The sequence below is a fragment of the Streptomyces sp. NBC_00433 genome, from assembly GCA_036015235.1.
Taxonomy (GTDB): domain Bacteria; phylum Actinomycetota; class Actinomycetes; order Streptomycetales; family Streptomycetaceae; genus Actinacidiphila.
Genome location: CP107926.1, coordinates 4024425 through 4037840, shown reverse-complemented (window position 1 = coordinate 4037840; position 13416 = coordinate 4024425). Strand labels below are relative to the sequence as shown.

9 protein-coding genes are annotated in these 13416 nt (G+C 72.4%); 3 read left to right on the top strand and 6 right to left on the bottom strand.

What is annotated here, in order from left to right; genetic code table 11:
• The first annotated feature begins 50 nt into the window (after window positions 1-50).
• A complete protein-coding gene (locus OG900_16905; GenBank protein ID WUH95800.1) occupies window positions 51-1628 on the top strand; it encodes a bifunctional uroporphyrinogen-III C-methyltransferase/uroporphyrinogen-III synthase in 1578 nt (525 codons plus the stop codon).
• Window positions 1629-2417: 789 nt separating this feature from the next.
• A complete protein-coding gene (gene hemB / locus OG900_16900) occupies window positions 2418-3401 on the top strand; it encodes a porphobilinogen synthase (protein WUH91621.1) in 984 nt (327 codons plus the stop codon).
• 65 nt (window positions 3402-3466) lie between these two features.
• Here the strand turns inward: hemB and OG900_16895 are convergent, their stop codons facing one another.
• From OG900_16895 to argS, 3 genes are all read right to left on the bottom strand, one after another.
• On the bottom strand, window positions 3467-4633 hold the full coding sequence (locus OG900_16895) for an acyltransferase (protein ID WUH91620.1): 1167 nt from the start codon (window positions 4631-4633) through the stop codon (window positions 3467-3469).
• Between the two features lie 189 nt (window positions 4634-4822).
• Window positions 4823-6043 (bottom strand): SpoIIE family protein phosphatase, encoded by a 1221-nt coding sequence (locus tag OG900_16890; protein ID WUH91619.1) that lies wholly within the window; start codon window positions 6041-6043, stop codon window positions 4823-4825.
• A gap of 149 nt (window positions 6044-6192) precedes the next feature.
• Complete coding sequence (gene argS / locus OG900_16885; GenBank protein ID WUH91618.1) at window positions 6193-7980, bottom strand: arginine--tRNA ligase; 1788 nt, start codon at window positions 7978-7980, stop codon at window positions 6193-6195.
• Window positions 7981-8220: 240 nt separating this feature from the next.
• Here argS and lysS point away from each other — a divergent pair, with 240 nt between their 5' ends.
• On the top strand, window positions 8221-9945 hold the full coding sequence (gene lysS, locus OG900_16880; GenBank protein ID WUH91617.1) for a lysine--tRNA ligase: 1725 nt from the start codon (window positions 8221-8223) through the stop codon (window positions 9943-9945).
• 78 nt (window positions 9946-10023) lie between these two features.
• Here the strand turns inward: lysS and OG900_16875 are convergent, their stop codons facing one another.
• From OG900_16875 to OG900_16865, 3 genes are all read right to left on the bottom strand, one after another.
• Window positions 10024-11550: a DUF2637 domain-containing protein gene (locus OG900_16875; protein WUH91616.1), complete on the bottom strand. Its 1527-nt coding sequence runs from the start codon at window positions 11548-11550 to the stop codon at window positions 10024-10026.
• Window positions 11551-11758: 208 nt separating this feature from the next.
• Window positions 11759-12466: a DUF3558 domain-containing protein gene (locus OG900_16870; GenBank protein ID WUH91615.1), complete on the bottom strand. Its 708-nt coding sequence runs from the start codon at window positions 12464-12466 to the stop codon at window positions 11759-11761.
• Window positions 12467-12614: 148 nt separating this feature from the next.
• Window positions 12615-13415 carry a hypothetical protein gene (locus OG900_16865; GenBank protein ID WUH91614.1) on the bottom strand — a complete coding sequence of 267 codons (801 nt, stop codon included), beginning with the start codon at window positions 13413-13415 and terminating at the stop codon, window positions 12615-12617.
• Window position 13416: the final 1 nt, after the last annotated feature.

Sequence of the window (13416 nt, the reverse complement as noted above, 5' to 3'; positions counted from 1 at the left end):
CCGCAAGCCCCGGCTCCGCCGGGCGGTCCGCAACCGGTCACGTCACCTTCCTGGGTGCCGGGCCCGGTGACCCCGGGCTGCTGACCCTGCGCGCCGTCGAAGCGCTCGCCCTCGCCGACCTGCTGGTCGGCGACAGGCACGTGCTCGACGTCGTACGCACCCACGCCCGCGCGGACGTGGGCACGGCGGAACCAGCCGTGGACGGTGAGGTGTTGGACACCACCGCCATTGCCGATGCCGCCTCACAGCTTGTCATGGCGTCCGCGCGGACCGGCAAGCGGGTGGTGCGTGCGGTGGCCGGCGACCCCGGCCTCGACTCCTGCGCCGCCGCCGAGATGCTCGCCTGCGCCCAGGCCGGCATCCCCTTCGAGGTCGTGCCCGGAATCGCCAGCGCGGTGGGCGTGCCCGCTTACGCCGGGGTGCCGCTCAGCGGCGACGTGCGCTTCGTGGACGCCGCCACCGCCTCCGACCGCTGCTGGAGCGAGGTCGGCGCCAGCGACGCCACGCTGGTGGTCTCCACGACACTCCAGACCGTCGCCGCGACCGCCGCCGAGCTGATCGGCTCGGGCCGCAAGCCCGACACCCAGCTGTCGGTCACCGTCGCGGGCACCACCACCCGGCAGCGCACCTGGACCGCGACGCTGGCCACCATCGCCGCCGAACTCAAGGCGACCAAGGCGCTGCCCACACCCGAGGGCCCCATCGCGGCAATAGCCGTGGTCGGGGAGCGGGCCGGCCAGCACGAGCACCTGTCGTGGTTCGAGACCAAGCCGCTGTTCGGCTGGCGGGTGCTCGTACCGCGGACCAAGGAGCAGGCCGCGTCGCTCTCCGACCAGCTGCGCTCCTACGGAGCGGTGCCGCACGAGGTGCCGACCATCGCGGTGGAACCGCCGCGCACCCCGCAGCAGATGGAGCGCGCGGTCAAGGGCCTGGTCACCGGGCGCTACGAGTGGATCGCCTTCACCTCCGTCAACGCGGTCAAGGCCGTGCGGGAGAAGTTCGAGGAATACGGCCTCGACGCCCGCGCCTTCGCCGGGATAAAGGTCGCCGCAGTCGGCGAGCAGACCGCCCGCTCGCTGGTCGAATTCGGGGTCAAGCCCGACCTGGTGCCCAGCGGCGAGCAGTCCGCCGCCGGACTCCTGGAGGACTGGCCGCCCTACGACCCGGTCTTCGACCCGATCGACCGCGTCTTCCTGCCGCGCGCCGACATCGCCACCGAGACGCTGGTGGCCGGCCTGGTCGAACTGGGCTGGGAGGTCGACGACGTCACCGCCTACCGGACCGTGCGCGCGTCGCCCCCGCCGGCGGACACCCGCGAGGCCATCAAGGGCGGCGGCTTCGACGCGGTGCTCTTCACCTCGTCCTCGACCGTGCGGAATCTTGTCGGCATCGCCGGCAAGCCGCACAACGTCACGGTGATCGCCTGTATCGGGCCCGCGACGGCCAAGACGGCGGAGGAGCATGGGCTCCGGGTCGATGTGATGGCCCCGGAGCCGTCCGTTCACGCCCTCGCCCAGGCCCTGGCCGACTTCGGCCTCGCCCGCCGCCAAGCCGCCGGCGCAGCCGGTGATCCCGTCACCCGCCCGAGCGAACGCCGCCCAGGCGCTCGCCGCCGCGCCCGCGTCTGAGCGCCCCCTCCCACAAGGGGGCGCCCCTCCCCCCGGGCCCGGTGGGCGTGCGGCGCCCCTTCGGCAAGGGGTGCGCTTCCCCCGAGCACGGTGGGCGGGGGAAGCCCCTTGGGCAGGGGGCGCCCTTCCGCGGGCCGCGGTCCCCTTGTGCGAAGGGGTGCGCTTCCCTGGGGCACGGCGGACGTGCGGCGCCCCTTCGGCAGGGGGTGCCCCCCAGGGGCGCGGGGAACTGCGCGCTCAGCCGACCACCGGCCGGTGGTCCGGATCGAACCGAAACAGCCCCTTTGCGCCGGTGGGCGACGTGCAGCTCGTCGACGGCTGGTCGCGCAGTTCCCCGCGCCCCTGGGGTGGTGGCGGTCCGTCGCACACGACGGTGAGTGGTGGGTTGCGCGCCCACGCGGCGCCAGCCGCAGATCAGATGCAGCCTCGCGCCCCTGGGCGGCACCCCCTGCCCAAGGGGCATCCCCCGCCCACCGTGCTCGGGGAAGCGCACCCCTTGCGGAAGGGGACCGCGGCGCCACCGCGGCCCGCGGGAAGGGGCGCCCCCTGCCGAAGGGGCACCCCTCACCCACCGTGCTCGGGGGAAGCGCACTCCTTGCGGAAGGGGACCGCAGCGCCACCGCGGCCCGCGGAATGGCACCCCCTTGCGGAAGGGGACCGCGGCGCCACCGCGGCCCGCGGGAAGGGGCGCCCCCTGCCGAAGGGGACCCTCTCAGCCACCGCGGCCAGCGGATTGGCACCGACGGGACGTCGGGAAGAGCAGGCGCGCCGCAGGCGTACCGTGGAGGGATGGTGAGCTATGGCGAGTTTCCCGGTGCGCGGCCGAGGCGGCTGCGTACCAGCCCGGCGATGCGGCGCCTGGTCGCAGAGACCCGGCTCGACCCGGCGGAATTGATCCTGCCGGCCTTCGTGCGGGAGGGAATCAGCGAGCCGCAGGCGATCTCCACCATGCCCGGGGTGTATCAGCACACCCGGGACACCCTGCGCAAGGCGGCCGTCGAGGCCGCGTCCGCCGGGGTGGGCGGGATCATGCTCTTCGGCGTGCCCGAGGTGAAGGACGCGGTCGGCAGCCAGGGGACGGAGCCGGACGGCATCCTGCAACTGGCGATCAGGGACGTCGTCGAGGAGGTCGGCGACGACATGGTCGTGATGTCCGACCTGTGCCTGGACGAATTCACCGACCACGGCCACTGCGGCGTCCTGGACGCCGAGGGCCGGGTCGACAACGACGCCACCCTCGAACGCTACGCGGAGATGGCGCAGGTCCAGGCGGACGCCGGCGTCCATGTGGTCGGACCGTCGGGGATGATGGACGGCCAGGTCGGCGTCGTCCGCGACGCGCTGGACGAGATCGGCCGGCAGGACGTGGCGATCCTGGCCTACACGGTGAAGTACGCCTCCGCCCTCTACGGCCCCTTCCGCGAGGCCGTGAACTCCTCGCTGAAGGGCGACCGGAAGACGTACCAGCAGGACCCGGCGAATTTCCACGAGTCGATGCGCGAGCTGGCGCTCGACCTCGCCGAGGGCGCCGACATGGTGATGGTCAAGCCCGCGCTGCCGTATCTGGACGTGCTCCGCAAGGTCGCCGACACGGTGGACGTGCCGGTGGCGGCGTATCAGATCTCGGGTGAGTACGCGATGGTCGAGGCGGCCGCCGCGAACGGCTGGATCGACCGCGACCGCGCCATCATGGAGACGCTCACCTCGATCCGCCGCGCCGGCGCGAACATGATCCTCACGTACTGGGCGACCGAGGTCGCACAGCGCCTCTGAGCGCTCACATGACGAAGGGCGGGGGCCGGCAGAACCGGCCCCCGCCCTTCGTGTGCGTGCCGCCGCTACGACGGGGGCCGAACGGCGGCCGCGCGGGCCGGCGACAGCCAGTTCTTGAGCCGGTTGGCGGCCGGCTGCTCGATCAGCCGGTGTATCAGATAGGCCGCCAGCATCATCAGCGGGACCAGGCAGGCGAGCAGCGCGTACGGCGACATGTGGTGCCGGCCGTGCCGGATGATCTCCCAGCCGATGTCCTCGTGGATCAGGTACAGCGGATACGTCATCGAGCCGGCGACGGTGAGCCAGCGCCAGTTGACGAAGTCCAGCTTGCCCAGCGCCGCCGCGATCACGACCGCGTAGAACGCGGTGACCAGGGCCACCGACATCGACCAGGACACGTCCTCCTTGGTGACCCGTGCCGCACCGGCCACCAGCGCCTTCATCTGGTGCTGCCCGTCGAGCCAGGACGCGGCGATCAGCAGCCACAGCTCCGGCCGCGGACCGAAGCGGTACATCAGGTAGATCGCGACGCCGCCGATGAAGAACGGCGCGTAGCCGGGGTTCGCGACCACCTTGAGCAGGTCGCTGTCGGAGGACTCCGCGAGGATCGCCGCGGCCAGCCAGATGACGCAGAAGCTGACGACCCGCCGGTAGGTCAGGCCCATCACGACGACGACGGCGAAGAGCATGTAGAAGCGCAGCTCCGCCCACAGCGACCAGTAGACGCCGTCCACGTCGGGGGAGTGCAGGCCCTGCTGGACCATGGTGGCGTTGGTCAGCACGTCGGTGAGGGTCAGCTTCGTGCCGCCGGGCCGCAGGAACAGCACGGTCGAGGTGAGGATCAGCGCGACCCAGTAAGCCGGGTAGAGGCGTATGAAGCGGGACACCGCGAACTGCCGTGGCGTGCGCCCCCAGCAGGACATGCAGATCACGAAACCGCTGATCAGGAAGAACAGGTACACGCCGAGCCAGCCGTATATCGCCAGCTTGTTCGCGCTCGGGAAGACCGCCGCGGTGCTCTTGCCCCAGTACTGCACCCGGTTGTAGGCCATGTAGTGGTAGGCCACCACCATCAGCGCCGCCAGCAGCCGCAGCCCGTCGAGGACGTACAGCCGCCGCTTGCCCGGGCGCTGCGCCACCGGCGGGGCCGGGCGGGCCTCAGGGTCGGCGCGGGGCAGCGGCACCGCGGCGTGCCTGGGGAGGAGCCGGCCCTCGTCCACGGGTGAAGTCATTCGCTGGGTCCCGCCTTCTACTGCGTCACGTCACGAGGTAATGCGTCACGTCACGCGTGATGTGCACACGCGTGCGGGAATCAAACTACCTTGGACTCGCGAAGGCAGGGGATTTTTCTCCGCCCCCTGCCGTCCCACAGGGAACCTGGCGTGCCCGGTCGGCGTCTTGAAAGGGATCGGGCAGCGGCCTCAGAGCCGCATGACGACCAGCGCGGTGTCGTCGGTGGCGCCGGTCGGCGGGACCAGCTCGCTGAGCAGCGTGTCCGCCAGGGTCTCGGGGTCGGACAGCGGGTGCCGGTGCAGGGTGTCCGCCAGCCGCCCCAGGCCGACGTCGATGTCCTCCTGGCGGCGCTCGATCAGCCCGTCGGTGTAGAGGACCAGCGTGGAGCCGGCGGTGAAGCCGACGGTGGTCTCCGGGCGGGGCTGGTGGACGGGGCGGGCGCCGAGCGGCGGGTCGGTGGCCTGGTCGAGGAATTCCACCGTGCCGTCGGGACGCAGCAGCGCGGCCGGCGGGTGCCCCGCGTTGCTGTACGTGAGGGTGCGGCTGTGCCAGTCGATGAAGGTGTTGACCACGGTCGTGGACTCGGCGCCCTCCACGGACCTGGAGTAGAGCCCGAGGACGTTGAGCGCGTCGGCGGGGCCCGAGGTGGCCCGGGAGGCGGCGCTCAGCGCGCTTCTGAGCTGGCCCATCACGCAGGCGGCGGCAAGGCCGTGGCCGACGACGTCACCGACGGCGACCGCGATGCGGTCGCCGGGCAGGTCCACCAGGTCGTACCAGTCACCGCACACGTTCAGCGCGCTGACCGCGGGCTGGTACCGCACGGCCGCCCGGTGGCCGACCGGGCGGGGCGCGGGCAGCAGCGCCTCCTGCAGGGTGAGCGCGACCTCCCGCTCCCTGGCGTGGGCGGCCCGCATCCGCTCGTTGATCTCCTGCAGCTCGCGGGCCCGCATGTACAGCTCGGCCTGCAGCTTGCTGTCGCCGCCGGTCTCGGCCCTGGCCCGCATGAAGGCGGTGACCTCCTCGACCCGGTGGGCGATCAGCACCACCTCGCCCGCGCTGTCGAGGATCGGGGTGTTGATTATGCTCCAGTAGCGCTCCTCGTACGTGCCGGGGCGGTCCGGCCGCTCGACGTCGTAGCGCTGGAGGGCGAGGCTGTCGCGCTCGCGGGCGGCGAGCACATGCCGCAGGGAGGCACCGAGGCTGGTCGGGCCGTTCGCGGTGCGCGTCCTTCCCGGGCTGTCGGGGAAGGCGTCGAAGATGTACACGCCGAGGAGATCGGCCAGCGGGCGGCCCGCCAGGCTCAGATACGCCTCGTTCGCGTCGGCATAGCACAGTTCCGGGGTCAGCAGTGCGATACCGGCGGGCAGCCTGTTGTAGACCGCCTGGTAGTCGATGTCCGGATCCGTCACGTGCATGTCCGCCCGTCCGCCGCCTGCCTGTCCGGTCTCGGTGCCGCCACTGCCGTACCCACCATCGGACCACAGGCGGCGCCGCCCCGCCCGCCGGGATACGGCGGGCGGGGCGGCGGCGGGGCTGGGCGGTCGGCCGGCGGCCGGGGTCAGAGCCGCTCGGGCGTGCGGATGCCGAGCAGCGTCAGGCCCTGCCGCAGGGTGCGGGCGGTCAGGTCGCACAGGAACAGCCTGTTCTCCACCTGGTCCTGGCCGCCGTCCGCGGTGAGCACCGGGCACTGCTCGTAGAAGGTGGTGAACAGCGACGCGAGCTGGAAGAGATACGACGCCAGCCGGTGGGGCTCGTAGACCTCGGCCACCTCGGCGAGGGTGTCGCCGAAGGCGTCCAGGTGCAGCCCGAGCGCCCGCTCGGCCGGCTCCAGCGCCACCTCCGGGTGCGCCGCGGCCCGCTGTCCCTCCGCCGCCTTGCGGAAGATCGACCGGGTCCTGGCGTACGCGTACTGGATGTAGACGCTCGTGTCGCCGTTGAGCGACACCATCCGGTCGAGGTCGAAGACGTAGTCCCGGCCGAGCGACGTCGACAGGTCGGCGTATTTCACCGCGCCGATGCCGACCTGCGTGCCGTTCGCCGTGATCTCCGAGTCGGTCAGGCCGATCTTCTCGCCCTTCTCCCGGACTACGGCCGTGGCCCGCTGCACCGCCTCGTCCAGCAGGTCCTCCAGTTTGACGCTCTCGCCGGACCGGGTCTTGAACGGCTTGCCGTCCTTGCCGAGCAGCGTGCCGAACGGCAGGTGCCTGGCGGTGACCGCGTCGGTCAGCCAGCCGGCCCGCCTGGCGGTCTCGAAGACCATCCGGAAGTGCAGCGACTGCCGCACGTCGACCACGTAGAGCAGGGTGTCGGCGTGCAGGTCACCGGTCCTGTTCCGGATCGCGGACAGGTCGGTCGCCGCGTAGCCGAAGCCTCCGTCGGTCTTGCGGACGATCAGCGGGACCGGCTCGCCGTCCTTGCCCTTGATGTCGTCGAAGAACACGCACAGCGCCCCGTTGGACCACACCGCGACACCGGACTTCTCCAGCAGGTCGCACGTCTCCACCAGCATGTCGTTGTAACCGGACTCGCCGACGATGTCCTCGTCGCGGATCTGGATGTCCAGCTTGCTGTAGACCGAGTCGAAGTAGATCTTCGACTCGTCCACGAACCGCTGCCACAGCGCGACCGTCTCGGGGTCGCCGGCCTGGAGGTCCACCACCCGGCGCCTGGCCCGCTCCTTGAACTCCTCGTCGGACTTGAACAGCGCGCCCGACGCCTTGTAGAGCCGGTCGAGCCGGGACATCGAGGCCTCGCCGGCCGTGCCCTCGCCCTCGCTGTGGTCCAGCTCGTGCGGGTGCTCGATCAGATACTGCACGAGCATGCCGAACTGGGTGCCCCAGTCGCCGATGTGGTGCCTGCGGACGACCTGCTCGCCGCTGAACTCCAGGATCCGCACGATCGCGTCGCCGATCACCGAGGACCGCAGGTGGCCGACGTGCATCTCCTTGGCCACATTCGGCTGCGCGTAATCCACCACGGTGGTGCCCGGGTGCGCGCTCACGGGCACGCCGAGCCGGTCGTCGGCGGCTCGGGCGGCGAGATTCCGGGTGATGGCGGCGTCCGACACCGTGATGTTGAGGAAGCCGGGACCGGACACCTCGACGGAGGCGATCGTGCCGTCCGCGTCACCGCCGCCCACGGGCAGCGCGGCGACGACCTCGGCCGCGAGCGCCTGCGGGTTGGCCTTCTGCCGCTTGGCCAGGCCCAGCACCCCGTTGGCCTGGAAGTCCGCCCGGTCGCTGCGTCGCAGCAGCGGGTCGGCGTCGACGGCCGACGGCACGGCCGCCGCGAGGGCGGCCGAGACGCGCTGCTGGAGCGAAGCGGAAAGGGAAGCGACCGAGGCCATGGAGGTGCCGTTTCTTGTGTCGGGATCGTGGGGTCGCCACGCGTGGCCGCACCACGTCGTAGCGGCCTCCAGTCTCCCATGCGCGCCGCCGTTGGCGAGCAAGTTATCCACAGGGGTGGGAGAGGGGTCGGCGGGAGGACCGGGTTATCCACAGGGTGGCCCGGCGGGGGGCGCGGTTCTGGGAGACTGGAGCGGTCGGGGCGCCTCAGGGGCCGCCCCGCGGACCAGGAAGGAAGAGCCGTGGCTGGCAGCACCGAGACCGACTGGGTCTCCCGTTTCGCGGACGACGTCATCGCCGAGTCGGAGCGCCGCGCACCCGGGAAACCCGTTGTCGTCGCGTCCGGGCTCAGCCCCTCAGGGCCGATCCACCTGGGCAATCTCCGCGAGGTGATGACCCCGCACCTGGTCGCCGACGAGGTCAGGCGGCGCGGCCACGAGGTGCGGCACCTGATCTCCTGGGACGACTACGACCGCTATCGCAAGGTGCCGAACGGCGTCGAGGGCGTCGACGGGTCCTGGGCCGAGCACATCGGCAAGCCGCTGACCGCGGTGCCCGCCCCCGCCGGGTCCCCGCACCCGAACTGGGCGGAGCACTTCAAGGCCCAGATGTCGGCGTCGCTGGCCGAGCTGGGCGTCACCTACGACGGCATCAGCCAGACCGAGCAGTACACGGCGGGCACCTACCGCGAGCAGATCCTGCACGCCATGCGGCACCGCGCCGACATCGACGCGATCCTCGCGCAGTACCGCACGAAGAAGGCCCCGGCCAAGCAGTCCCAGAAGCCGGTGGACGATGCGGAGCTGGCCGCCGAGGAGGGCTCCGGCGCGGCCGAGGAGGACGACGGCAGCGGCAGCGGCGCCGGGTATTTCCCGTACAAGCCATACTGCGAGCAGTGCGGCAAGGACTTCACCACCGTCACCGCCTACGACGACGAGACGACCGAGCTGACGTACACGTGCGCCTGCGGGCACGGCGAGACGGTGCGGCTCAGCGAGTTCGACCGCGGCAAGCTGGTCTGGAAGGTCGACTGGCCGATGCGCTGGGCCTACGAGGGCGTCGTCTTCGAGCCGTCCGGCGTCGACCACTCCTCACCCGGGTCGTCCTTCCAGGTCGGCGGGCAGATCGTCGGGCCGATCTTCGGCGGCGAGCAGCCGATCGGGCCGATGTACGCCTTCGTCGGCATCTCCGGGATGGCGAAGATGTCCTCGTCCAAGGGCGGGGTGCCGGTGCCGGCCGACGCGCTGCGGATCATGGAGCCGCAGATCCTGCGCTGGCTCTACGCCCGCCGCCGACCCAACCAGTCCTTCAAGATCGCCTTCGACCAGGAGATCCAGCGGCTCTACGACGAGTGGGACGCGCTGACCCGCAAGGTCGAGGAGGGCTCCGCGCTGCCCGGCGACGTCGCCGCCCACGCCCGCGCGGCCGGCACCGCGGCCGGGGAGCTGCCGCACACGCCCAGGCCGCTGCCGTACCGGACGCTCGCCTCGGTCGCCGACATCACCGCCGGCGCGGAGCAGCAGACGCTGCGTATCCTCTCGGAGCTGGAGCCCGACCGGCCGCTGGCCTCGCTGGACGAGGTGCGGCCGCGGCTGGACCGGGCCGAGGCATGGATCTCCAGCCAGGTGCCCGCCGAGCAGCGGACGGTGGTCCGGGCCGAGCCCGACGCGGCCCGGCTCGCCGGGCTGCCGGACGACGAGCGGGGCGCGCTGAAGCTGCTCGTCGACGGGCTCGCCTCGCACTGGTCGCTGGACGGCCTGACGACACTGGTCTACGCGGTGCCGAAGGTGCAGGCCGGGCTGGCGCCCGACGCCAAGCCGACCCCTGAGCTGAAGGTGGCCCAGCGGTCCTTCTTCGCTCTGCTCTACGAGCTGCTGGTCGGCCGCGACACCGGCCCCCGGCTGCCGACACTGCTGCTCGCGGTCGGCCAGGACCGCGTGCGGTCACTGCTGGGCGCGCAGGACTGAGCCCCGCCCGGTATCCGGGGCCCCGCAGGAACGGCCCGGGTGGACACCGTCCACCCGGGCCGTCCGCCGTCTCCCGCTCTACGGGATGTGCTCGGTGTCCGCCTCGGACTGGAAGCGGTAGCGCATGTCGCGGATGGACGCGACGAGGTGGCGCTCCTCGGGGGCGGTGCCGCCGTAGACGTTGGGCAGGTAGCGGGCGAACTGCCGGGTGTTCGGGAAGTGGCCCTGCTCGCGCACGTACTGGCGGTAGGCGGCGAAGTAGGCCTCGTCCACCGAGATGCCGTCGGGGATGTCGAGCCCCTGCTCGGGTACGGGCTCCGGCTCGGCCACCGGCTCGGGCACGGACTCCCGCACCGGCTGCTGGACCTGCTGGACAGCTTGCGGCTGCTGGATCTGCGGCTGCTGGGCCTGCGCCGCGAAGTCCTCGGCGCGCGGGCCCGGGATCGTAGCGGCGTGGTTGCCGTTCGCGCCGTTCACCGTCGCGGCGCCGCCCAGCGGGCGGGTGCGGTTCGGTCCCGCCGGGACCCGTATCTGCCCCGCGGGCTCGGGCACGGGCTCCGGCTCGGGGAAGGCGTCCGGCTGCGGCTGCTGCTCGTACGGCTGCTGCCCCTGGACGTAGCCCTGCTGGGCCGCGAACCAGGGGCTGTTGTGCGGGGCGCCCTGCCACTGCTGCATCTGCATCTGCTGCTGGTCGTAGGCGTACCTGGGGTCGTAGCGCGGGTCGTACCTGGGGTCGAACTGCGGGTCGTAGCGCGGATCGTACGGGTGCCCGTAGACCTGCTCGGCATACAGCGGCTCCGGTACGTCCACCGGCTCCGCGGGCTCCGGCGCCGCCGGGGCGGCCTCGGGTGCCGGCCCCGCGGCCGGCTCGGCCACGACGGTGACCACCGCGGGCAACTCGATGGCCGGCGCGTGCGGTTCGATGCCCGCGGCGGCGAGGCCGGCCTCCGCGGTCTCGGTCAGCGGCACACCGTAGCGGGCCAGCCGCAGCGGCATGATCGCCTCGACCGGGGCCTTGCGGCGCCACGCGACGCCGTAGCGCGCCCGCAGCCTGGCGCGGTAGACCAGCCGGTCCTGCTCGCGCCGGATGACCTCCTCGTACGACCGCAGCTCCCACAGCTTCATCCGCCGCCACAACCGGAAGGTCGGGAAGGGCGCGAGCAGCCAGCGGGTGAAGCGGACGCCCTCCATGTGCTTGTCGGCGGTGATGTCCGCGACCCGGCCGATCGCGTGCCGCGCGGCCTCCACCGACACCACGAAGAGCACCGGGATGATCGCGTGCATGCCCACACCCAGCGGGTCGGGCCAGGCCGCGGCGCCGTTGAAGGCGATCGTCGCGGCGGTCAGCAGCCACGCCGTCTGCCGCAGCAGCGGGAAGGGGATGCGCAGCCAGGTCAGCAGCAGGTCCAGCGCCAGCAGGACGACGATGCCCGCGTCGACGCCGATCGGGAAGACGTTCGCGAACCAGCCGAAGCCCTTGTGCAGCGCGAGAGTGCGCACCGCGGCGTAGGAACCGGCGAAGCCGATTCCTGCGATCACCACGGCGCCGGCGACGACCACCCCGACCAATATCCGGTGTGTCCGGGTCAAACGTATCGCGGCCACCCGCGACCCCTCCTGCCGCTCGGCAACTAGCCGGGCCCAGACTGCCATACGGCAACGCCACTCCGGCGGTGCCTCCGGCGGACAAACGTACGGATTGCCGATGGATTGCGGACGGGCGGGGCGGCCTTTGTTACGCGTTCGCCGCCGCGGACGCGTTTCGGGCCGCCGTACGGGACGACTTCTCCGCCTCCCCTGCGGGGCGCGGGCGTCAGCTGTTGGCGCCGACGATCGCCGTGACGACGTCCTTGGCGGCCCGCTCGGCGCCGGTCCGCACCACGCTCGCGGTCGGGTTCTTCTTGCCTACGAGCCCGGCGCCGTTGTACTCGACTATCACCACGACATTGCCGACCCGCGCCACGAGGGTGTCGTTCTGCGACGTCACCTTCGCCACCGTGGCCTTCGCCGTGACCGAACTGGCCTGGTCGCCGATGCGCGTCACCGCCGACGTGGCGGCGCCCGGCACCTTGCCGAGCAGGGCGACCTGGTCGGTGAAGCGCTCCTTGGCCTGCTGCTCGGCCGACGTGGTCGCGCTGGAGGTGAACCGCTGCAGGGTCACCGACAGCCAGCGGTACTGGAAGCCGTCGGAGCCGTTGCCCGTCCACGAGCAGCCCGCGCGGGTCGCGGTGTCGTCGGTCAGCGCCGGTGTGCCGCCCGCGGTCTTCGCCTTGGGGACCAGCGCGGCGACCGTGGCCTTGCCGACCGTCGCGCAGCCGCCGGGGAGGTCGGCGTACTTCGCCGGGGCGAGCGCCGGGGTCGTCGGCGTGGCGCTGCCCGCGGTGCCCTTCGAGGCGTCGGAGTCGTCGGAGCCGGAGCCGCCGCCCGAGGAGCAGCCGGCGAGCAGCATCGCGGGGACCGCCACCGCGCAGGCGAGCAGCAGGGCCGGCCGCGGTGCGGTGCGTCGTCGTGGTCGTTCCATGGGTCCCAGTCCTCGTGTGTCCGGCGGCGTGGATCGGCTGTCGTCCGAACCGCCGTACGGCTGCCGTCCGGCGGTGCGGATGCCCGGCATGGGCCGGTCGGCCCTCCACCCTAAGGGGTCCGCGGCGGGCGGCCGCGCCGCCCGCCGCTCAGCGCTCGACCTTCTTCTCCAGCTGGCCGGCCACCTTCTCGGCGCCCCGTTGCAGGTCAAGGCTCTGCGGCGGCAGGACGTCCGCGGGCGAGGACTGTGCGTAGCGGATGCTCACGACGACGTTGGCGGTGCAGAAGACCAGCGTCACATCGCGGCGGGCGAGGCCTTTCGACGTCGAGGGCTTGTCGTTGATGTATGCGGCGTTCCCCACATCCGCCAGCCGCCGCGGCGACAGGTCCGGGCTGCTGCCGCCAGAACCGGCCGGCGACGTGCTGCCGGGGTCGGTCGTCGGGGTGGTCGGCGTGGTCGGTGTCGTGCCGGGCGCCGGCGGGATCGACGCGGCCATCGCCATGTCGTCGAAGTCCGTCCTCGCCTCGACCTCGTCGCTCACCGCCGGGTCGTAGGAGACGACCCGCTCCAGGTCGATGGTCAGCGCCCGGCTGCGGCCGTCCGGGGTACTGGCCTGCCAGCCGCACCCGACCCGGCGGTCGGTGTCGTACGTCAGCGACTCCCGCCCCGAGTAGTCCAGCGCGCCCGGCACCAGTGCCTTCAGGGTGTCGAGGTCGACCGCGGCGCACGGCTGCGGCAGCGTCTTGTACTTGCCAGGGGGCGCCGGGGACACGGTGCCGCCGTAGGGCAGCTGTACGGACTTGCTGTCGTTCGCCGCGCCGCCCGCGCCGCCGCCCGTACAGGCGCTGAGCACGCCGAGCGCGCCGACCGCGAGCACCAGCGCCAGAGCCGGTGCGCCGAGCGCGACACTCGACCGCGTTGACCGCGCGGGGCGGAGCCCTTGCCTCACG